The sequence below is a fragment of the Nocardia gipuzkoensis genome, from assembly GCF_021183645.1.
Taxonomy (GTDB): domain Bacteria; phylum Actinomycetota; class Actinomycetes; order Mycobacteriales; family Mycobacteriaceae; genus Nocardia; species Nocardia abscessus.
Genome location: NZ_CP089225.1, coordinates 2278058 through 2299108 on the forward strand (window position 1 = coordinate 2278058; position 21051 = coordinate 2299108).

The 21051-nt window shown below is 68.1% G+C and carries 22 protein-coding genes; 14 read left to right on the plus strand and 8 right to left on the minus strand.

Features of this window, described 5'->3' with window-relative positions; translation table 11 throughout:
- The 7 genes from LTT66_RS10465 to LTT66_RS10495 all read left to right on the plus strand — a co-directional run bounded on the left by LTT66_RS10465 (window position 1) and on the right by LTT66_RS10495 (window position 7395).
- Window positions 1-1806 carry a thiamine pyrophosphate-binding protein gene (locus tag LTT66_RS10465; protein ID WP_233066310.1) on the plus strand — a complete coding sequence of 602 codons (1806 nt, stop codon included), beginning with the start codon at window positions 1-3 and terminating at the stop codon, window positions 1804-1806.
- A 67-nt stretch (window positions 1807-1873) separates the two neighbouring features.
- On the plus strand, window positions 1874-2950 hold the full coding sequence (locus tag LTT66_RS10470; RefSeq protein WP_233066311.1) for a catalase family peroxidase: 1077 nt from the start codon (window positions 1874-1876) through the stop codon (window positions 2948-2950).
- 4 nt (window positions 2951-2954) lie between these two features.
- The gene (locus tag LTT66_RS10475) at window positions 2955-3512 is read left to right on the plus strand and encodes a cytochrome b (protein ID WP_233066314.1); all 558 of its coding nucleotides are present in this window, start codon (window positions 2955-2957) and stop codon (window positions 3510-3512) included.
- On the plus strand, window positions 3513-4667 hold the full coding sequence (locus LTT66_RS10480; RefSeq protein WP_233066317.1) for an MFS transporter: 1155 nt from the start codon (window positions 3513-3515) through the stop codon (window positions 4665-4667).
- A gap of 78 nt (window positions 4668-4745) precedes the next feature.
- Entirely contained in the window at window positions 4746-5687 is a 942-nt protein-coding gene (locus LTT66_RS10485) for an alpha/beta fold hydrolase (protein ID WP_233066320.1), read from the plus strand.
- 154 nt (window positions 5688-5841) lie between these two features.
- Window positions 5842-7050, plus strand: coding sequence for a hypothetical protein (locus tag LTT66_RS10490; RefSeq protein ID WP_233066323.1), 1209 nt, complete (start codon window positions 5842-5844; stop codon window positions 7048-7050).
- A gap of 42 nt (window positions 7051-7092) precedes the next feature.
- On the plus strand, window positions 7093-7395 hold the full coding sequence (locus LTT66_RS10495) for a DUF1905 domain-containing protein (protein ID WP_181724937.1): 303 nt from the start codon (window positions 7093-7095) through the stop codon (window positions 7393-7395).
- Between the two features lie 59 nt (window positions 7396-7454).
- Here the strand turns inward: LTT66_RS10495 and LTT66_RS10500 are convergent, their stop codons facing one another.
- The 4 genes from LTT66_RS10500 to LTT66_RS10515 form a co-directional block, all read right to left on the minus strand.
- Window positions 7455-8051, minus strand: a complete 597-nt coding sequence (locus LTT66_RS10500; protein WP_233066326.1) for a hypothetical protein — start codon at window positions 8049-8051, stop codon at window positions 7455-7457.
- A 165-nt stretch (window positions 8052-8216) separates the two neighbouring features.
- On the minus strand, window positions 8217-8546 hold the full coding sequence (locus tag LTT66_RS10505) for a hypothetical protein (protein ID WP_220136065.1): 330 nt from the start codon (window positions 8544-8546) through the stop codon (window positions 8217-8219).
- A gap of 142 nt (window positions 8547-8688) precedes the next feature.
- Window positions 8689-8985 (minus strand): hypothetical protein, encoded by a 297-nt coding sequence (locus LTT66_RS10510; protein ID WP_043699943.1) that lies wholly within the window; start codon window positions 8983-8985, stop codon window positions 8689-8691.
- Complete coding sequence (locus LTT66_RS10515; protein WP_159846189.1) at window positions 8972-9196, minus strand: hypothetical protein; 225 nt, start codon at window positions 9194-9196, stop codon at window positions 8972-8974. Before LTT66_RS10515 ends, LTT66_RS10510 begins: the two co-directional genes overlap by 14 nt.
- 109 nt (window positions 9197-9305) lie before the next feature.
- On the opposite strand from LTT66_RS10515, the gene LTT66_RS10520 reads away from it, so the two are divergent.
- Window positions 9306-10097: an alpha/beta fold hydrolase gene (locus tag LTT66_RS10520; RefSeq protein WP_233066329.1), complete on the plus strand. Its 792-nt coding sequence runs from the start codon at window positions 9306-9308 to the stop codon at window positions 10095-10097.
- 13 nt (window positions 10098-10110) lie between these two features.
- Here LTT66_RS10520 and LTT66_RS10525 read toward each other — a convergent pair whose 3' ends face one another.
- Genes LTT66_RS10525 through LTT66_RS10535 form a run of 3 tightly spaced genes read right to left on the minus strand, consistent with a single transcriptional unit; the run spans window position 10111 to window position 13063 of the window.
- Window positions 10111-10752 carry a TetR/AcrR family transcriptional regulator gene (locus LTT66_RS10525; RefSeq protein WP_233066332.1) on the minus strand — a complete coding sequence of 214 codons (642 nt, stop codon included), beginning with the start codon at window positions 10750-10752 and terminating at the stop codon, window positions 10111-10113.
- Window positions 10753-10757: 5 nt separating this feature from the next.
- Window positions 10758-11537, minus strand: coding sequence for a crotonase/enoyl-CoA hydratase family protein (locus LTT66_RS10530; protein WP_181724929.1), 780 nt, complete (start codon window positions 11535-11537; stop codon window positions 10758-10760).
- Complete coding sequence (locus LTT66_RS10535; RefSeq protein ID WP_233066334.1) at window positions 11534-13063, minus strand: acetyl-CoA acetyltransferase; 1530 nt, start codon at window positions 13061-13063, stop codon at window positions 11534-11536. Before LTT66_RS10535 ends, LTT66_RS10530 begins: the two co-directional genes overlap by 4 nt.
- 115 nt (window positions 13064-13178) lie before the next feature.
- Here LTT66_RS10535 and LTT66_RS10540 point away from each other — a divergent pair, with 115 nt between their 5' ends.
- The 4 genes from LTT66_RS10540 (at window position 13179) to LTT66_RS10555 (ending at window position 17239) form a co-directional block, all read left to right on the plus strand.
- Window positions 13179-13934, plus strand: coding sequence for a crotonase/enoyl-CoA hydratase family protein (locus LTT66_RS10540; protein WP_233066336.1), 756 nt, complete (start codon window positions 13179-13181; stop codon window positions 13932-13934).
- A 176-nt stretch (window positions 13935-14110) separates the two neighbouring features.
- Complete coding sequence (locus tag LTT66_RS10545) at window positions 14111-15217, plus strand: DUF4185 domain-containing protein (protein WP_408638770.1); 1107 nt, start codon at window positions 14111-14113, stop codon at window positions 15215-15217.
- Between the two features lie 92 nt (window positions 15218-15309).
- Window positions 15310-16518 carry an erythromycin esterase family protein gene (locus LTT66_RS10550; RefSeq protein ID WP_233066338.1) on the plus strand — a complete coding sequence of 403 codons (1209 nt, stop codon included), beginning with the start codon at window positions 15310-15312 and terminating at the stop codon, window positions 16516-16518.
- Window positions 16519-16567: 49 nt separating this feature from the next.
- Window positions 16568-17239 (plus strand): class I SAM-dependent methyltransferase, encoded by a 672-nt coding sequence (locus tag LTT66_RS10555; protein ID WP_195066213.1) that lies wholly within the window; start codon window positions 16568-16570, stop codon window positions 17237-17239.
- Between the two features lie 9 nt (window positions 17240-17248).
- Here the strand turns inward: LTT66_RS10555 and LTT66_RS10560 are convergent, their stop codons facing one another.
- Window positions 17249-17839 carry an alpha/beta hydrolase family protein gene (locus LTT66_RS10560; RefSeq protein ID WP_233066340.1) on the minus strand — a complete coding sequence of 197 codons (591 nt, stop codon included), beginning with the start codon at window positions 17837-17839 and terminating at the stop codon, window positions 17249-17251.
- 368 nt (window positions 17840-18207) lie between these two features.
- Between LTT66_RS10560 and LTT66_RS10565 the strand changes: the two genes are divergently transcribed.
- Both LTT66_RS10565 and LTT66_RS10570 read left to right on the plus strand, forming a co-directional pair.
- The gene (locus LTT66_RS10565; RefSeq protein ID WP_233066341.1) at window positions 18208-20043 is read left to right on the plus strand and encodes an acyl-CoA dehydrogenase; all 1836 of its coding nucleotides are present in this window, start codon (window positions 18208-18210) and stop codon (window positions 20041-20043) included.
- A gap of 191 nt (window positions 20044-20234) precedes the next feature.
- Window positions 20235-20987 carry a helix-turn-helix domain-containing protein gene (locus LTT66_RS10570; protein WP_233066343.1) on the plus strand — a complete coding sequence of 251 codons (753 nt, stop codon included), beginning with the start codon at window positions 20235-20237 and terminating at the stop codon, window positions 20985-20987.
- Window positions 20988-21051: the final 64 nt, after the last annotated feature.

Genomic DNA, 21051 nt, shown 5'->3' on the forward strand with positions numbered 1-21051 from the left:
ATGACAGCTACACCGCCCCGCAGGCTGGGCCGCGACATCATCTTCGACTATCTGCGTGACGTCGGCACCGAATACGCCTTCGGCGTGCCCGGCACGCACGAGATTCCGTTGCTGGACGGCACGACCATTCCCGAAAACGGTGTCGAGTACGTGCCGTGCCTACACGAGAACATCGCGCTCGGCGCGGCCATGGGCTATGCCCGGATGTCGGGACGCCCCGGCGCGGCGATCGTCCACATCACCCCCGGCACGGCCAACATCATCGGCAACCTGTTCAACGCCTACCGATCCAACATCCCGCTCATCGTGTTCTGCGGGCAGCAGCACAGCGAGCTGCTGATCCAGGAACCGATTCTGGCCTCCGACCTGGTCCACACCGCCGAGCAGTACACGAAGTGGGCGCACGAGATCCGCAGTGTCGACGAAATGCCGCTGGTGTTGCAGCGCGCTTTCAAAGAACTCCTGGTTCCGCCGTTCCGGCCGGTATTCGTCTCGTTGCCGTGGAACTTCCTGCTCGAAGCGCCCGCCCAGCAGGAGCCGGGGCGGGTGACGCGCATCGCGCACGCGGTAGCCGCCGACGCGTCCGGTGTCACCGACGCCGCGCACCAGCTGGCGAACGCGAAGAACCCGGTGGTGCTCGTCGGGGACGGGGTAGGCGAGGCGAACGCGTGGCCGGAGATCGAGCGCCTGGCCACTGCGCTCGGCGCGGCGGTGTACTCGGAGAACCAGGCCAGCCGGATGAACTATCCGAACGATCTGCCGCACTGGCAGGGCGAACTCGTGCCCACCCAGGACGGGGTGCACATGCAGCTCGCCGATTTCGACACCATCTTCCAGATCGGCGTGAATTCCCAGGCGCAGATCCTGGTGTTCCGCTGGGAGAAGGGCCCGATCATCCCGTCCGCGCTCACACAGGTGACATTGCACAACGATCCGTGGGAGATCGGAAAGAACTCCTATGCCACCGTCGGTGTGCTCGGCGACATCAAACGCAGTCTGCCGCTGATCATCGATGCCGTCGTGGGTCACGCCGCGTATGACGAAGCCGCGGCGGCACAGCGCAATCGGCGGCTCCTCGAACTCGACGCCCGGCGCGACAAGGCGTTCACCGAGGCAGGAGCCACCGTCTCCGGCCACGAGCCCGCGATTCCGGACTACATCGTGCCGATGAAGCTCGCCGAAGTGCAGAAGACACTCGACAAGCCGCTGACCGTGATCAACGAGGACTTCGCGATCTCGGCGGCGATCCAGAAGGCAATCGCCTACGACGCACCCGACGCCTACTTCTGTACTTCCGGCGGATCCCTCGGTTTCTCGCTGCCCGCGTCGATCGGCATCGCCCTAGCCGTGGGCAAGCGCCGCTACGTCGTGACCATAGTCGGCGATGGCTCGGCCCTGTTCCACACCAATTCGTGGTGGACGACCAGCAAATTGGCGCTGCCCGTGCTGTATCTGGTGATGAACAACCACGAGTACAAGACGCTCATGACCGGTCTTTCCGCCCTCGGGCAGATCTACGGCTGGCAGCCGACCAGCGACGCCTGGTACCTGCGGTTGGGCCGGCCTACCCAGGACTTCGCGGAGATCGCCGACACCTTCGATATCGACGGCGAAGTGGTGACCAAGACCGCGAAACTCGCCGATGCGCTGCGGCGCGGGTTCAAGACCCTCGACAAGGGCGAACCCTACGTGATCGACATCCGCATCGCCTCGGCGTCCGCGCCACCGATCGACATGCTGCTGGCCGAGAACCCGGATGTCGACCCGGTTCTGATCGAACGACTCCAGTCCATGGGCCCGCCGTGAGCGGCCGGACCGTCCAGCTGCGCCCGAGCGCCCTGAGCGGGCGCACCGCACACGGAGAAAGGGAAACATGACCGAGGCAAGCCGGCACTCCTTGCGATTGAATCGCCGCACGCTGCTCGGCAGCGCCGCTGTCGCCGCGCTCGGCGCAGCGGGAATCGGAGGATTCTTGTTCACCGAGAGCGTCGTCGGGCCGTGGCGGCTGACGGCGCGCAGATTGGTGGACCGCCTGCAAGACACCGCGGGCGGCTCCTTCCCCGGTTGCCGGCGCAACCACGCCAAAGGGCTCGCCGTCGCCGGGTACTTCGAAAGCAATGGCAACGGCGTCGAACTGTCGAAGGCATCGGTATTCCGAGCGGGGCGCTACCGGCTCGACGGCCGGTTCTCCCTCGCAGGCGGTAACCCGCACATGCCCGACGCGCCGACCGCACCCCGGGGGCTGGGGCTGCGGCTGTTCCTACCCGGCGGGGAGCAGTGGCGGATGGCGATGATCAACGTCCCCGTCTTTCTCGATGCGACCCCCCAGGACTTCTACGACCGCACGCTCGCTTTCGCGCCGGATCCGGCTACCGGCAAGCCCGACCCCGCCGCGATGAGCCGATACGTCGCATCGCGCCCGAAGACCGCCGCCGCGCTGAGCATCATCGAACAGGGCGCTCCACCACCGACTTTCGCGGACACCGCGTTCTTCGGGCTGAACGCCTTCGAGTTCTCCGGCGCTCGCGGCGACACCGTACCGGTGCGGTGGCGACTGGTACCGGACAATCCACCTCGACAAGCGCCGCCCTCGAGCGGCGAGAACGCGCTCTTCGACGGTCTGATCGCCGCCCTGCGGACAGCGCCGCTGCGCTGGAAGTTCCTGGTGGTGGTTGGCGAGCGTGGTATCGACCCCACCGACGACGCCACCAAGGCCTGGCCGCCCGATCGGCGCGAAGTCCAGGTCGGCACGGTTGTCCTGGAACAGGTGCACACCGAATCCGGGCACAACGTGCAGAACGTGAACTTCGATCCGCTCGTGCTGCCCGACGGCATCGCGCCGTCCGATGATCCGCTCCTGCAGGCTCGCTCGGCGGCCTACGCCGAGTCCTTCCGCCGCCGTGCGGGTGAAGCGAAACCCACCGGAGCCGTCGTGGTGAGGGAGGTCTGACCTGATGGCGCTCACCGAACGCACCGCCGACGCCACCCGGTTCGGCGTCACCGCACGAATCCTGCACTGGACGATGGCGGCCTTGATCGTGACGATGATCGGCATCGGCACGGCGATGGTCGGCTACCTCGGCCCTTACAGCCGGCTGCTGTCCTGGCACAAGACCATCGGGCTGATCATTCTGCTGCTGGCGGTCGTCCGTCTCGTCTACCGCCTCCGGCACCGGCCACCACCGCAGATCGAAACCATGGGCGGACCCGAACGGCTCGTCGCCACCGGATCGGAGATCCTGATGTACGCGCTGTTCCTGGCGCAACCGCTAATCGGGTGGGCACTGGTTTCGGCATCCGGGATTCCCATCCAGATCCTCGCGGGACTGCGTGTCCCGGCGATCGCACCGGCCGATCCCGAGCTGTACGCCACGTTGCGGACGCTGCACAGCGTGCTCGCCTACCTGCTGTTGTTCGCGCTGGTGGCCCACGTCTGCGCGGTCGCCTTCCACACAGTGGTCCTGCGCGACGAACTACTTCGCCGCATGACCTTCCCGACCTCGCAGCGATAGATGAGCAGACCGGCCGGCCAGGGAATCGTGCTCGTGGGCACGACTTTGCGTGCCCCTTTGACCTGTGTGGGACCGCTGATGCCGGTGATCACCGGCGACACCGGGCTATCGGACACCCACGCGGGACTGCTCACGGCCCTGCCCCTGCTGATCTTCGCCGTCGTCCCGGTGGCGGTGCTGCGAACCGTCCATCACGGCCTCGACCGGCTCGTGCGGCTGGCGCTGGTCGCGATGCTGGTGGGATTGCTGGTTCGCTCGGCGCCAGGCCAGCTGTGGCTTTTCACCGGGACGGTGGTACTCGCGGTGGCTATCGGGTTCGGGAATGTGCTGCTGCCCGCGATCGTGCGGGACAGCGTCTCCTCCGCGCGGGTCACGGCGGTCACCGGCGCGTGGGTGGCCGGGATGTGTGCCGCGGCTGCGGTTTCGTCGGGGATCGCGGTTCCGCTGGCCGATCTGCTGCCCGGCGGGTGGCGCTCCGCGCTGGCCTCGGCGACGCTGCTGGTCGCGGTGGCCTTGCTGGTGTGGCGGATGCGCGAGGCGCCCGTCCCGGACCCGGCGCTCACCGTGCGCCGGGTGTCGATGCCGTGGCGTTCGCCCTTGGCCTGGCAGGTCAGCGCGTTCATGGGCTTGCAGGCGTTGGGGTTCTACACGACGCTCGCCTGGCTGCCCACCGTGCTCCAGGACAACGGCGTGACCGCCGAGACCGCCGGTTGGTCGCTGTTCGCGTTCCAGATCCTCGGTCTGCTCATGATCAACACGATGCCGTGGCTCGTCCGCACCACCGCGGCGAAACGCCGCCTCGCCATCGCCGCCTCGGCGCTCGCCGCCGTGGGCTTCCTGCTGCTCGCCGTCGACTCCGACTCGGCTCCCCTGGCCATCCTGCTGCTCGGCATCGGCGCCGGTGCCAGCTTGGCCCTGGCCATGGCATTTCAGAGCGAACGCGCCGGCGATGCCATCCAAGCGGCCGCGCTGGCCGCGATGGCGCAGACCGTCGGGTTCGCCATGGCCGCTCTCGGCCCACCGCTGCTGGGCATCCTGCACAGCCGGACGAGCGGCTGGGCAGTAGCACTGTGCGTGCTCACCGCGCTGACCCTCCTCCAGGCGGGCGCGGCGGCCGGAGCCGGGCGGCCCCACCTCGTTCGATCGCGGTGGTGAAACGGGCCACACCCCATCACGTCGGCGGGTGCTGTCTCGTCCTCTGATCGAAGACATCCATCTGCCACGGAGTACCTCATGCGATTCGAATTCCGATTCCGCCGCCTGGCCCTCGGGCTCGCCGCCACACTGACCGCGCTGTTCGCGCAGGCGATTCCGGTCGCCTCCGCCGGGGAACCGCCGAGATCGGACCTGCCCTCGCAGTACCTGACGCGCGTCGAATCCCGTTATGTCGAAACGGATCTAGCTCGGTTCCACTACACCGTCTCGGGTTCCGGATCACCCGTCGTCCTGGTCGCCGGTGGCGGTCTGTGGGGGTACTCCTGGCGGGAGGTGGCCCCCGCGCTCGCCCAGCAGCACACCGTCTACGCGGTCGACCTGCCCAGCCAGGGCTACACCGAATTGCACGACGCCGGTTTCGCCTTCGACCTGCCCGCCATGGCGGACGCCATCGCGACCTTCCTCGACGCCGTCGGCTTGGACCGCGCCGCGCTGGTCGGGCACTCGTGGGGCGGAGCCTGGAGCCTGTACTTCGCCGAACAGCATCCGGAACGCGTCGAGCGGCTCGTGCTGCTGGACTCCCCCGGCCTGGACGCCGAAAAAGCCCCGGTCACACCACTGTTCAAGACGCCAGTGATCGGTGAGCTGGCCACCGATCTCACCACCCGGTCCTTCTACGCCGACAGCATCCGCGGCACGTTCACGAACCAGGATCTCGTCACCGACGAACTGATCGACGAGTTCTACCAGCCGTTCTCTCGGCCCGCCAACCGTAACGGCTTCCTGGCCCTGTGGCGAAACCTCGACTACCGCCTCACCGACGCAGGATTGCACCAGGTGATCGCACCCACCCTGGTGCTCTGGGGCGGCGACGACCAATGGCTGCCGTCCGCACAGGCAACCCGATTGGCCGATCGCATCCCCCAGGCCCAAGCGGTCATCCTGCCCGGCTGCGGCCACACCGTGCACGAGGACTGCCCCGCCGCGACCATCCCCCGGATCACGACCTTCCTGAACTGATCACACGAACGAGAGCAGTTCGCAGGTTTCCAGAAGTGGGAAAGGAGATGCCGGATGGTCACGCTGGGACGTTAGCGTGGGAATCTCCGCCCCAACGGGGTGGTGATCCGCCTCTGGGACGGGTCGGTGGACGCGGTGCGAAGGCAAGGTGTGGATGTCGATACACGAGGAGCGGACTGCGCAACGGCAGTTCGCGTTGCAGGTCTATCAGGAAATGATGAAGGCCGGCGCCACCCGCGTGTCCTATGACCCGGATGAGTTCGTCATCCGATACGACGGCGACATGGTGCTCAATCTGAGCAACATCTTCCAGCAGGTGCGGGATTCCTCCGCCGAGGAACGACGAGCTGAGGTGGAGCGGTTCGTCACCGCGATGCTCGCTCCAGCTCTGACACTGTCGAGCTGGGACCAGGTCCGTCCGCTGTTGCGACCCGTTCTGCGGCCCTGCACGTACCTGCTCGAAGATTCCGTTTCCCGGTTGCGGCGGCCCGCTTTTCCGTTCATCGATGAGATGGTGGCGATCGATGAGCCGGGCCGGATCCGACTCCCGTCACAAGAGCAGCTGGTCGAATGGGGCGTGGACGCGGAGGAGGCGTTCGACGCCGCGCGGCAGAATCTCGCGGAAACGGTCATCACCACCGAGTTCGATGACGATGCCATTGTCCGCATCGTCGTGGACGACTCGAGCTATCTCCCGTCGTGGCTGCTGGTTCCGGGCTGGCTGGCGGCGTGCACCAGCAGCTACCGGCACCGGCCGGTGGCGTTCATTCCGGATCACACGTCGTTGATCGTCGCTCCAGGTGATCCGGCACTGCTCGAGCATCTGTATCAGACCGTGGAGCAGGAAGTCCGTGAAGCCGACCGCCCCCTGTCACCGCAGGCCTACACAGTCGACGACAACGGGATGGTGGTCCCACTGGATCGGGCGATCACCGGACCGTTGCCGCCCGCCGTCGCCCGAGCCCGTACGCTGCTGGCCTGCACTCGATACGGCGCGCAGCGGGAGTGGCTGGAAAGCAAGTACGACCTCGCCGGGGACTTCGATGACGACGAGTCCGCGTCTCTCTTCTTCGCCGACATCATGGTGCGGCAAGAGGAGGAAGACAGTTCGCCGCAGATGGTGACGGTGTGGGGCGAAGGGGTGCGCACCTCGCTGCCCGAGGCGGATTACATCGCATTCATACGTGAGGACATGGAACAGACACTCTGGGTTCCGTTCGAGACCGCCGTCGAGATCACCGGCATTACGCCGATCCCCGGGCTTCGCCCGACTCGATACCGTGCGGTCGACTGGCCCGACCAGGTGGCATGGTCCCGCCTTTCGGAGGCGGCTGTGCCGATCGAACCGGCACACCGAAGCTGAGTCGAGGTAACCGATGTCGGTGCCCGCCGCTACTGTCGCGGCGTGACTGGTTCGCGGTACTCGTTCACGGCGGAAGTGTGGGAACACCAGGGGGATGCCGCCTGGCACTTCGTCTCGCTGCCCGAGGACGTGGCCGATGAGATCGAGGAGCGGTACGCGCATCGTTCGGGTGGATTCGGCGCGGTGCGGGTGCACGTGGTCATCGGCGGCAGCCGGTGGTCCACTTCGCTGTTCCCGGACAAGTCGCGGTCGACCTACGTGCTGCCGGTCAAGAAGGCGGTGCGGGTCGCGGAGGGGCTGGAGGCGGGATCGGCTGCGCGAATCGAGCTCACCGTCGCACTCTGACGGGCGAATCCGCGCCGACGTCGAACCACTTCGCTGGACGCGCGCGTCGGGTTCGGGATTCAGTACTCGACCGAACGTCCCGGCGGCGGGAACCCTCCCGTGCGCTTGCTCGCGCTCCGCTTGACCGCCACCACCACGATCACGAGCACACCGAGCACCACGCCACCGAAACCGAGGGCGAGCGCACCGAGCAGGGTGCCCACGAACGACGAACCGAGTCCTCGGCCCACGGCCACTGTCACCTCGGAGCTACCGGCCGTCGTGACGCGGTATGCGCCCGGCTCGACGGCATCGAACGAGAACCCGGCCCGTCCCTCGTGCTTGCCGAAGGAATAGGTGACGGAGGCGTCGTATTTCCGCAGCTCCACACGCTTGCCAGCCGGATCGAGCACCCGCAGGTCGACCGTGCCGGAGGTGCCCCGTGACGACGCACCCGGGTACTCGAAGTACACGGTGTAGCCGCCGGACTCCGCCAGGTTCACCATGCCGGAGCCGGGCACCCTGACCCGCTGGAAATCATCGATCCGGCCGGAGGTCTGCAGGAAACCGACGGCCCCGAGCACGATCCCGCCGATGATTCCGAGGGCGATCAGCGCGCCGCCCAGCACGAACCAGCGGCCGGAGGGAGTGATCGGTGGCGGTGGCGGCGATCCCATCGGATAAGGCGACGTCGGGAAAGGCGGCTGTGACACGGTCGAATCCTCGGCTTCTGGTCGACTCCCGCGTCGACGTAGCGACAGCGTACGGTCTGCTCCGCCGCCCCGCTACGCGAATCGTCGGCTACCCGGCCGAGACCGCGGTGCACCGGCGATCGCGCGCGCTCAGCGCGGCTGGGCCGCCGACATGCACTCGCCGGCGATGCGACCGCTGGCGGCGCGCGCCTTGTCCGCGTCTTCCTTGGTCATCCCCAGCGTCTCCTGGTTGGGAGCCTTGGTGTCGTACTCGTCGCTGATCATGATCCGCAGTCCGGCCTGCGAGATTCCCTGGTCCACGAACACCTTCGCGGCGCAGTCGGCCAGTTGCTTGTTCTTGAGGCCCTTGTCCTGCAACGACTTGGCGAGATCGGCCTGCGTCACCGTGGGCGCCGCCGTGTCCTTGTCGCTGCCGCATGCCGCGAGCACCGGCAGCGCGATCAGCGCCGCGGCGATCATGCAGATCCGCACCTGACTCCTCTTCCTCGACTGACCACTGTCGGTGGCGTGGCCACCATAATGCCGTGCGGCGTCCAGCGGTAGTCGTTCCGGGCCTCGGGCACGGGATACCTTGCGACACAGCGATCACCGGGGACCGATCTCAGAGGTCCATCGCGGCGCGCAACGCGGTGTCGAGGCGCTCCAGGGTTTCGGTGTCCACCACATCGACCCGCTCGGCCAGCCACCCACGGAAGATGCGCCCGATGTTCCCGGCATGCACCCAGCCGTGTTCCTTTACCGGAACCGCGAGGATGTCCTGCGGATCGTCCTCGATGACCTCGGCCGCGATCAGCCAAGGGCGGGGCGATTCGTTGATGCCGTCACTGCTGATGAGCACGACCGTCCGGCGTCGCGGCGAACCATGCGGGTTGTAGATCCACAGTTCACCCCGACGCACGCATCTCCTCCTCGGCAGCCGCCAGCTCGGCCGCGTCGGCGGCGGCTTCGGCGGTCACATCCGACACCGGACCGACGCCGGTGCGCACGGCTTCCCGTCGCGCGGCCTTCGATATCCACGCCGACGGCGACATCCCCGCGCGAGCGGCCGCCTGTTCGGCGTATGACCAGGCGGCTTCATCCAGCGAAAGGGTGACCTTACGCGTTGCCATACCAATTATCGTACCGGGGGAAGCGCCTGCGGCGCCAGCCCTCGGCCCACCCGCCACGCCACCTGCGTGATCCCAACTGATGACAGGTGACTGCTGTTAGGGTTGGCCCATGACGACGTTGCACCATCACCGCGTCGGCGCGGGCGAGCCGCTCGTGCTGGTCCACGGGGTCGGAAGCCGGTGGCAGGTGTGGGAGCCGATCATCGACACCCTGGCCACGTCGTACGAGGTGATCGCGGTCGATCTGCCAGGCTTCGGCGGATCGACGCACCCGCTGGCGCACACCACGGTGCCCAACCTCACCGAGGCGCTCGCCGAATTCCTCGCCGCGCAAGGGATCGACCGGCCGCACCTGGCGGGTAATTCGATGGGCGGGCTGATCACCCTCGAACTGGGCGCTCGCGGACTGGCTCGCTCCGTCACGGCCTACTCGCCGATCGGGTTCTGGGACACCGCGGGTCGCGTCTGGTGTCAGCAGTCGCTGGGCAAGTCACGGGCGCTCGCGCGCCTGCTGCGGCCCGCCCTGCCGTCCGTCCTCGGCACCGCCGCTGGCCGGACCGCATTCCTGTCGCTGATCTTCGGCAAGCCGTGGGCACTGGACAAACAGGTGGCGCTGGAGACCGCCATCGGCGCGGCGGACTCGGCCGGATTCGAGGAGGCGCTCGCCTCGTTCACCGATGTCCGGCTGCCGGAAATCCGCGCTCTCGCCGACATTCCGGTGACCATCGCCTGGGGCAGCCGCGATATTCTGCTCACCTACGCGACCCAGAGCCGTAAGGCGCGCAGCGCGCTGCCGCACGCCGAGCACGTCACGCTGCACGGCAGCGGGCACACGCCGTTCTTCGACGACCCGGCCGGCTGCGCCCAGGTCTTACTCGAGACGATCACCCGCACGCGGTAGGCGTCCGCCCGGCTCAGCGTGCGGGCGGATCGAGCAACGTGTCCGCGGCCGCCGTGCCGAGCAGGACGCGTACGGCGTTGCCCCATCGGTGCCGCAGGATCTGATTACGGCTCGCGTCTCCGGTGAGCAGCACCCGCAGGGCCAGGCCGGTCATGATCTCGATGGTGAACTCGGTGATCGTGGGAACCCGTGGGTCGTCCGGGAATTCGCGGCGGAAGCTGTCGCGGATGCTGGTGTGCATCAGTTCGAACAGGCGAACCTCCAGCGGCAGGAACGCCGCACGCAGTTCCGGATCGGTGCGCGCGCCGACCCACATCTCCAACGCCGCCCAGAACGACGGCCCGCTGAGCATGCGCATGGTCAGTTCGACGGCCGTCTCCAACCGGTCCGCCTGGTCGGGGATCGCCTCGAATTCACTGGTCAGCTGGTCGAATCGGCGCTGCGCCACGTGCTCGACGGCACCGGCCAGCAGGTCGGCCCTGGTCGGGAAGTAGTGCTGCAACGTCCCGCGCGGCACGCCTGCCCGTTTCTGCACCTCGAGCGTGGTGGTGCCCGCGTAACCGACCTCCACCAGGCTCTCCACCGCCGCGTCCAGCAGCCGCGTGCGCATGCGCTCTCTGCGCTGCGCCTGCGGCTGCCGGACCGGTCGCGGCATGCCCCTCAGCGTCCCTGCCACTTCGGCTCGCGCTTCTGCGCGAACGCCAGCGCGCCCTCGGCGGCGTCTTTGGACAGCAGCGCGGGCAAGGCGATCTCGCCCTGCTTCGCGAAGGCCTCCGCGACCGGCCAATCCGGCGACTCATCGATGATGCGCTTGCTCGCGGCCACCGCCAGCGGTGCGGCGGCGGCGATCTCGGCCGCGAGTTCGAGCGCCGCCGACAGCGCCGCACCCGGCTCGGTGACCCGGTTGACCAAGCCGAGCTGATAGAGCCGCTCGGCTCCGATCCGCCCGCCGGTCAGCGCGAGTTCGGCGGCCGTGCTGCGCGGCAGCCGCTGGGTCAGCCGCAGCACACCACCGCCCGCCGCCACCAGACCGCGCTTGACCTCGGGGATGCCGAACTGCGCATCACGGGCGGCGACGATGAGGTCGCCCGACAGCGCCAGCTCGAAACCACCGGCCAGCGCGAAGCCCTCGACCGCGGAGATCATCGGTTTCGCCGGAGGCTTGGCCGAGATGCCGAGCGGACCGCGGCGCTGCGTCATCGGCATCTCGCCTTTCGACGCGGCGACCAGATCCATACCGGCGCTGAAGGTTCCGCCCGCACCGGTGAGCACGAGCACGCGCGCGGCGTCGTCGGCCTCGAACTCGTCGACGGCGGCCTCGATGGCCTGCGCGGTGGCCAGATTGATCGCGTTGCGCGCCTGCGGACGGTTGACCGTCAGCACGGTGATCGCGTCGCGCCGCTCGACAAGGACGAAGTCGGGCCTGCCCGCCTCGGTCATTTGACGCTCCTCTCGGTGAGCAGGGTGAACGAGTCCGCGGCGATCTCGGCGTCCGCGCCGAGCGGATCGCCCGCGGTGAACGCCGCGAGGGTGTCGGCATCCGACGCCCGGACCAGTATGCGGGTTCCCGCCGGTGTCAAGGCGCTCACCACAACGGCTTCCGGCTCGTCGGCACGGTCCGGCGCGGGACCCTTGCGGTAGGCGACGGTGTACGCCTCGACCGAGGCGGGACCGGTATACCCGGGCGCCGGTTCGCGCCGGGCCCGCGGCACCTCCGCTTCGACCGCGCGGAACAGCCGCTCGGGTGGCCGGGCCGAGTACACGCCGACGCCGTGCTTGGTGCTGTACCAGCCGAGCGCCGTCGCCAGGCCGTAGGCGCCCGGGTCCGCGCGCAAGATGCCGGACAATGTCGCGATCGAATGGGTCGTGTAGTTGTTGCCCGGTCCGCCCGCGAAGGTCAGTCCGCCGGTGACCGACAGCGGCCGTGCCGGATCATCGATCGGCAGGCCGAGTTCCTCGGCGGCGATCTGTACCGCGACCGGGAAGCAGGAGTAGAGGTCGATGTGGGCCACGTCGTCTATCGCGATTCCGGCCGCGCCGAGCGCCGCTTTCCCCGCCGCCGCGATGGCGGGCGAGCGGGACATGTCCATACGTTCGGAGACGAACCACTCGTCGGTCGCGGTGGCGCCGCCATGCGGGAACACCCACCGGTCGCGCGGCACTCCGGCGGCGTCGGCGGCCGCGGCGCTGCACAGGATCAGACCGGCGCCCAGGTCGACGGTCAAGTTCGCGACCATCAGCTTCGGATACGGCGTCGACACCATACGGTTGGCGGGCGCGGGCGTCACGAGGTCGGCTGCGCTGTGCGGGATGGGCTGCCACGCATACGGATTGTGGGCCGCGATCCGCGACAGCCGCGCCCACAGTTCACCGATCCGCTCCCGGTGCGCCGCCTCGCTCGATCCGAGCCTGCGGCGCAACGCGGTCTCCATGAGCGCGTAGAAGTACACCGGACCCCACAGACCGGCGGCGGTCTCCATGTCCGAGTTCGGCCCCCGGTCGGAGCCGATGACCTCGTCGGGGCCCACATCCTCCGCCTGCTCCGGCCAGTCCACCGCCGTGCCGGTGCGGGTAGCGGCGTTCCAGGAGGACACCGCTTCGGCTCCGGTGAGCAGTGCGACGTCCGAACGGCCGTCGGCGATGGCCTGCGCCACGGTGTTGAGCAGCCGCTGCGGTGCGTCGCCGCCGAAGCGCACCGACTGCACGGTCTTTCTCGGAGTGGCGCCCAGATCGGCGGCGACGAGCGCGCCCAAGTCACCGTAGGGACGGCTGACCGGGGCGACGGCGGCGATCAGGTCGGCCGATCGCAGTAAACGGTCACCGACACCGCTGTCGGCGCCCGCCCGGCGCAGCGACTCGGCGGCGAGGTGGACCGGGCCGGGCAAACCGGGCTCATCCGGTCGATGTACGACCTGCCCGGCGCCGACGAGCACCGGCGTCCTCGGGTCCATTCCGGCTGGCAGCATGCGTCCTCCGCTCGATAACCGTCAACATTGACGGTAACTTGAGTCCGATTAGAACAGAGCTCGAGCGCTCGGGCAACAGCCGCATCCAGAACTGACTCGCGAGTAAGATTCGCGCATGGGCACCAACATCGCATTGCGGTTCGACGACCACCGCGCGTACGTCACGCTCGACCGGCCGGACAAGCACAACGGCCTGACCGTCGACATGCTTAGCGGTCTGGTTGCCAGCGCTCGGAACATAGCCCGCCGCAGCGACGTGCGCGCGGTCATCCTGTCCGGCAACGGCCCCAGCTTCAGCAGCGGCCTGGATATTTCCGCGGCCGCTAGCGATCCACTGGCTATCATTCGGAACTTCGTACCGCGGCCCTGGCGCGGCACCAACGCCTTCCAAGAGGCGTGCTGGGCTTGGCGCCGCCTGCCCGTGCCGGTCATCGCGGCGGTCCACGGACGCTGTTACGGCGGCGGTCTCCAGCTAGCGCTCGCCGCGGACTTCCGCTTCGCGACCCCCGACGCCGAGTTCTCCGTCATGGAAACCAAGCACGGTCTCGTCCCCGACATGACCGGCGCGGCGACGCTGTCCAGGCTGATCGGGATCGACAAAGCCCTCCTGCTCACGATGACCGCGGACACCGTCGACGCGGCCTACGCCGCGAAGATCGGCTTGGTCACCGAACTGGCGGCAGACCCCGTCGCCGAGGCCGAGAAACTCGCCGACCGCCTCGCGCCCCGGTCGCCGCATGCCGTCGCCGCCGCCAAGCGACTGTTCGAGAAGTCGTGGCAGGCATCCACTCGGCGAACCTTCGCCGTGGAACGCGCGACCCAGCTCCCGCTGATCCTCCGCAAAGCACTCGGCCGCACCGAAGATAGATAGCTGGAAATTCGCCAGTCTTTGACATAAGCCCTCCGGCGACCGGTTCCGCTGCTAACATTTGCACGATTTGCCAGCCAGTCGACTAGTGGTGCACGGCACACTGCGAAGGGTCTGTGTATCGCGGGAAGTCCGTGGTTCGCACCGCTCTCGGGAAGAAACCGGAGGGCTCACAGACAGTGATCAAGACCGCATCCTTCCTACTCTCGGCGATGGCGGGTGTCTCGGCCTTGCTCGTCACGGCGACCACCCCCGCCATCGCCAACCCGAACGCCATCAATCCGATTCCAGTGCTCAACGGAACGACCGGGTTACCGAATCTGCTCGGCCGCACCAAGGCGGTCTTCCAGGTGACCGGCATGGCCAGCCCGAACAACACCCAGACCTATAACGTCCTCGGCACCGATCTCGGCATCATGTGGGACAACGGGCACGGCGAAATGCTCACCGCTTTCGGCGACACCGCGGGCGTCGGAGTCCCGAATCTCCTCGCGGGCAGCATGTGGTCCTGGCGCAGCAATATCCTGCTGCGCAGCCACACCACGGATCCCGCCGAGGGCATCTTCTTCGACAGCGTGGTGCGCGACGTGTTCGGTCAGGCGCGCGACCTGATTCCCAGCCCGAAGATTCCGTTCCTGGAGATCAGCCGGATTCCCACCGCGGGCATCGCTGTCGACGGCGCGCAGTACATGAGCCTGATGTCGGTGAAGACCTGGGACGACGTCGGTCAGTGGAGCACCAACTTCTCCGGCCTCGCCGTCTCCGGAGACAACGGCGAGACCTGGGCCGAACTGCCCGAAACCCGGCGTAACAACGAGGGCGGGAACGCCAACTTCCAAATGAACGCGTTTCTCGCCGACGGCGGATACATCTACGAATACGGCACCCGATCCGGACGGGGTCACACCGCGCACGTGGCCCGGGTGCGCGGACCGGACATCGGGAATCTCGCCGAGTACGAATACTGGGACGGCCGCGCGTGGCGGAAGAACGACGTCGATGCCGCCGCACCGATCATGTGGGGCGTCGGCGAACTGTCGGTGATGTACAACGCTTATCTCGGACAATACATTTCACTCACCACCGACCGATTCAATTCCGTGGTGATGCGGCGCGCTTCCTCCCCGGTCGGCCCGTGGAGCGATCCGGAAGTACTGATCGATAGCAGGGAATTGCCCACCGCCTACGCGCCTTCGATCTTTCCGTACCAGACAGGGCGTGATCTGTACTTCCTCACGACGGTGCACAGCCAGTACAACGTCGTGCTCATGCGTACGACGCTGTAACCCGTGGCGGCGATCCGGCGCGGCGCTTGACCTCAACAATGGTTGATGTATGAGGCTGAGCCGCGTCGGATCGTTCACATTCGGGAGGCATCATGCTCAGCACCACCGCCGACGTCCGCGCCTGGCTGCGCGACAACGCCGTCGCGATCGACAGCTCCGATCCGGAGGCTCCCGGCCCGGAGCTCGACACCTTGATCGCGCGGCTCGGCGCCGCCAGTGTCGTGGGGCTGGGTGAGTCGACGCGGTTCTCCCGGCAGACCTTCGGTGTGCGGGAGCGGATATTCCGCGGGCTCGTCGAACGGCATGGCTTCCGCGCCTTGGCGATTCAGGACAGCGCGCGTTCCGGCGAGCGCTGGGACCGGTTCGTCACCACGGGCGAAAGCGACCCGGAAACCGTGCTCGCCGGCGCCTGGCGCCCGTGGCGTACCGAGGAATCGGTGGCCACGCTGCGTTGGATCCGCGAATACAACCTGGCGCATCCGGAAGACCCGGTGCGCGTCTTCGGCGTCGAACCGCCCCATGCCGAGCCGAGCGACTACGACGCGGTGCTGGACTATGTGCGCCGTGCGGCCCCCGGCCGATCCGCCGCGATCGAGGCGCACCTCGCGCCGATCCGCACCGCGCACCAAGTCGACGAGCACGTCCAGCGCCACCAGGGCATCCATCCCGGCCGTCCGTTCGCCGAGCACGCCGAAGACGTCCTCGCGCTGCTCGCGCAGTTGCCGGACACGAAGGAGCGCGCCACGGCGTTCGCCCACGCCCGCCTGATCCTCGACTTTCACCGGCACAGCGTCGCGAGCCAGGGGTTCGCCCGGGACGAACGGCCTTCCGCCGAGACCGTGCTGCGGTGGCGACACTCGACCGGCGCCAAGATCGTCTACTGGGACGGGCTGGCGCACACCACCAACCTTCCGATCGTCTACGACACGGCCGAATTCCGCGGGGCGGGAAGTCATCTGCGTGCCGACCTGGGCGACGGATACCTGTCCGTCGGCATCGGCTTCCACCACGGCGACCTCGGTGTGGCCGTGGCGCCCGACCCGCAGCCGGACCTGGTGGACGCCGCGCTGGGCGCAGTCGACCTGCCCGCGTACTACGTGGACCTGCGCGCCGAGGCGCCGGACCCGGTGCGCGGCTGGCTCAACGCCCCCGCCAAATTGCGCACCATCAGCGGCGTCTACGACCCGGCCGCGGACGCCACGGCGAACGTCCGCCTCGCCTCGCTCGCCGACGCCTTCGACGTGCTGATCCACGTGCGCGAGACCACGCCGGTGCACTGGCTGTCGCAGGTATCGGCCTAACTCGAGCAACCCCCGGGGTCGCGGGCCGCGCGATCAATAGACTCGAGACATGGATGCGGCCGACTGGGACGAGCGCTACGCGCAAACGGAATTGGTCTGGGGCGCACCGCCGAACAACACCGTGGTGGAGCACGTCTACGGGTTGGAACGCCGTGCGCCGCTGCAGACCACACCCGAGGGCGAGGCTCCGGAGTTCCCCCGCGCCCTCGACTTGGCCTGCGGGGAGGGGCGAAACACCCTCTGGCTCGCCACGCACGGTTGGCAGGTGCACGCCGTCGACTACTCCCAGGTGGGCATCGACAAAGGCCGCACCGTGGCCTCGCGCTTGTCCCGCTCGGTCCGCAATCGCATCACCTGGCAATGCGCCGACGTCACCGACCTGGACGAGGCGGGGATCACCGGACCGTTCGAGCTGGTCTTGATGGTCTTCCTGCATCTGCCCGCCGAGCAGCGCCGCGCGCTGGTCCGCCGAGCGGCGGGGTTGCTGGCTCCGGAAGGCACCCTGCTCGTGCTCGGCCACGACACCACCAACATCACCGATGGCTGCGGCGGGCCGCAGGACCCGGCCATCCTGTTCACCCCCGACGACGTGGTCGCCGACCTCGGTCCCCTGGCGGCGGCGAGCCGGATCCGCGTCCGCATCGCCGACCGCGTCTACCGTCCGACCGAAACCGGCGACGCCATCGACGCTCTGGTCATCGCCACCCGGCCCGCCGAATAGGGTCGAAATTCAGGACCAGCGCTCCAGCCATGGCGCGACGGTCTCGGCGATCAGATCGAAACCGGCACGGAAGGCGTGCGGCTGCCCGGGAATGACACGCACTTCGGCGGCGTCGGCGGGCTCGGGAATGCCGAACGGGTCGTTGGCTCCATTGACGACCACCACGTCGATGTCGCCCGGGGCGAGCAGCTCGTCCCGGCGCGAGTTCTCCGGCTTACCCGGCGGATGCAACGGGAAGGACAACGCGAGCACGCCACGGGCCCGCGCCGCGACCGCCGTTCGACAGGCCACCCGCGCCCCGTTGCTGCGCCCGCCCTGGATCAGCGGAATGCGCTTGCGCCCGCGCAGCTGAGCGACGATCTCGAGCCAAGCCTCGTCCTGCTTGACCGCCGACCCCGGCGCGCGCCGCCCGGCGACCCGATACGGCTGCACCACCCGCCCCACCGCACCCCCCAGCCGCAGCGCCACATCACGCACCGCGAGCAGGTCCTTCGCATCCACCCCACCACCAGCGCCATGCGTGAGCAGCAGCAGGAACGCGGGCCTGCGCGGCTGTTCGAGCTCCACCTCAGCCGGCCCAGCACTCGTCTCGATGCGCATTGTGGCTATTTTGGCAGTTCCGGCGGCGCGGCGTACCCCTACCCCGCACGATCGCGACAGCGACTGCCCTGTCCGGCGAGTTCGAAGTCTCGGCCAGCCTTAACCAGCGGTAACGCATCGGCCCGGCTCCGTGGGCGCCGAAAGACCGAGCATGCGCCGTTCGCGACGAAGTCGCGGCCATCAAACACTGTAAAACGCGTCACATTGCCTGCTCAGCTCTTTGCGCAGTCATTACCGGTCGGTAATATGACGGATAAGTTACCCGCGAGTAGCATGCGGAAAACCGGCACGACTACCCGGTGGAGCGAACAACGGGCGGGAACGGCAACAACCGACCGCACCAACTCAACGGAGAGTGAGTACTGACAATGGGTCACTACAAGAGCAACGTCCGCGACCTGGAGTTCAACCTCTTCGAGGTTCTCGGCCTCGGGTCGATCCTGGACAGCGGCGCCTACGGCGATCTCGACACGGACACCGTGAAGGAGATGCTGAACGAGGTGCGCCGCCTGGCCGAAGGCCCGCTCGGCGAGTCGTTCGCCGACGCGGACCGCAACCCGCCGGTCTTCGACCCCGAGACCCACACGGTCACCCTGCCCGAATCCTTCAAGAAGAGCTACCGCACGCTCCAGGACGGCGGCTGGGACAAGCTGGGCATCGCCGAGGAGCTCGGCGGCCTGCCGATCCCCCGCGCGGCCTACTGGGCCGTCGCCGAACTGATCCTGGGCGCGCAGCCGGCCGCCTTCATGTACGCCGCCGGCCCCGGTTTCGCGAACATCTTCTACAACAACGCCACCGAAGAGCAGAAGGGCTGGGCGCAGATCGCCGCCGAGCAGGGCTGGGGCGCCACCATGGTGCTGACCGAGCCCGACGCCGGCTCCGACGTCGGCGCGGGCCGCACCAAGGCGATCAAGCAGGAAGACGGCACCTGGCACATCGAAGGCGTCAAGCGGTTCATCACCTCCGCCGACTCCGACGACCTGTTCCCGAACATCATGCACCTGGTGCTGGCCCGCCCCGAGGGCGCCGGTCCGGGCACCAAGGGCCTGTCGCTGTTCTTCGTGCCGAAGTTCCACTTCGACCACCAGACCGGCGAGCTGGGCGAGCGCAACGGCGTCTTCGTCACCAACGTCGAGCACAAGATGGGCCTGAAGGTCTCGGCCACCTGTGAGGTCACCTTCGGCGGCCACGGCATTCCGGCCAAGGGCTGGCTGGTCGGCGAGGTGCACAACGGCATCGCGCAGATGTTCGACGTCATCGAGCACGCTCGCATGATGGTGGGCACCAAGGCCATCGCGACCCTGTCCACCGGTTACCTGAACGCGCGGGACTACGCCAAGGAGCGGGTCCAGGGCGCCGACCTGACCAAGATGACCGACAAGGCCGCCCCTCGCGTCACCATCACCCACCACCCGGACGTCCGTCGTTCGCTGGCCACCCAGAAGGCGTACGCGGAGGGCCTGCGCGCGGTGTACCTGTACACCGCCGCCCACCAGAACGCCGATGTGGCCCAGCATGTTTCCGGCGCGGATGCCGACTTGGCCGCGCGGGTCAACGATCTGCTGCTGCCGATCGTCAAGGGTGTCGGCTCCGAGCGGGCCTACCAGTACCTGACCGAGTCGCTGCAGACCCTCGGTGGTTCCGGCTTCCTGCAGGACTACCCGATCGAGCAGTACATCCGCGACGCGAAGATCGACTCGCTCTACGAAGGCACCACCGCCATCCAGGCGCAGGACTTCTTCTTCCGCAAGATCGCCCGTGACCGCGGCGTCGCGCTGGCGCACGTGGCCGGTCAGGTGCAGAAGTTCATCGACGCCGAGGCGGGCAACGGCCGCCTGAAGGCCGAGCGCAAGCTGCTGGCCACCGCGCTGGAGGACGTGCAGGCCATGGCCGCCACGCTCACCGGCCACCTGATGGGCGCCCAGGAGCAGCCGAGCGAGCTGTACAAGGTCGGCCTGGGTTCGGTGCGCTTCCTGCTCTCCGTCGGTGACCTGCTGATCGGCTGGCAGCTGCTGCGTCAGGCCGAGATCGCCATCTCGGCGCTGGACAACGGCGCGACCGGCGCCGACGAGGCGTTCTACAACGGCAAGATCGCGGTCGCGCAGTTCTTCGCGCGCAACGTCCTGCCGGAGCTGACGGCCACCCGCGCGGTGCTGTCCAACCTGGACAACGACATCATGGAGCTGGACGAAGCCGCGTTCTGACGCTCGCACGACTACAACGACAACGGCCCGGAGATCTTCTCCGGGCCGTTGTCGTCTAGATTTGTCGATTCGTGACGTTCGATCACCGCTCGACGCCGATCCTCTCCGGTAGATTGCGTGCTCCCGGGGGGCAGCAGGAACCTCCCGCTTCACACAGTTCGACACGAGAATTGTCGGCAGGGGTGCCCGAGGTGACGCGCAACGCAACTGGCATCGGCGCTTATCTGCGCGAACGACGCCTCGCCGCGGGGTTGACGCCTGCCCATCTGGCCCAGCGCGCCGATCTCACCGAAGCGATACTGGACCAGGTCGAGACCGGTGCGAAAGCACCGGATCACGCGCTGCTGCAGCGGTTGTTCGACGCGCTCGAGGTGCCGATCCGGTACCGCAGGCACATCGTCGTGCTGAGCCTGCCGAGCTTCTGCACCGCCGCCTACGGACCGGGCCCCGCCGCGCCGACCCCGGACGACCGAGCCGATCTGCACAGCCTGCCCGATCCGGCCTGCTTTCAGCGGATGCCGACCCAGGATCTGGTGGAGGCCAATTCCGCCTACGAACGCGTCTTTCCCGGCGCGGTCGCGCGCGCGAACGTGCTGGAGTGGATGTTTCTCGACGCGGCCGCCCGGCGGGTGATGGTGGACTGGGCCGTGGAGGCGCACCTGCTCGTCGACGCCTTTCGCATCCTGTCGCCGCTGGCCCCGCGTGAGCGCGTCGAGGAGATCGCCGAACGCTGCCGCCGCTCCCCCGATTGGGACCGCATGTGGACCACCGAAGTGCGCGCCGCGGACATCCCGCGCGGCAGGTTGCAGGTGCGCGACCTGCGCACGGGACGGGTCCGCTCGATGAGCATGCGCGTCTACAGTCCCGAGTTCCCGGAACGGCCGTGGTGGCTCTACCGGCTGGTGACGATCGGCGGAACGCGCGCAGCGCACGCGTCGATGTAGGCGACATCGCGGCGGCGAGCGGGCACAATGACCGAGCAGACTGCGTCCCAGAGGAAGGGAATGT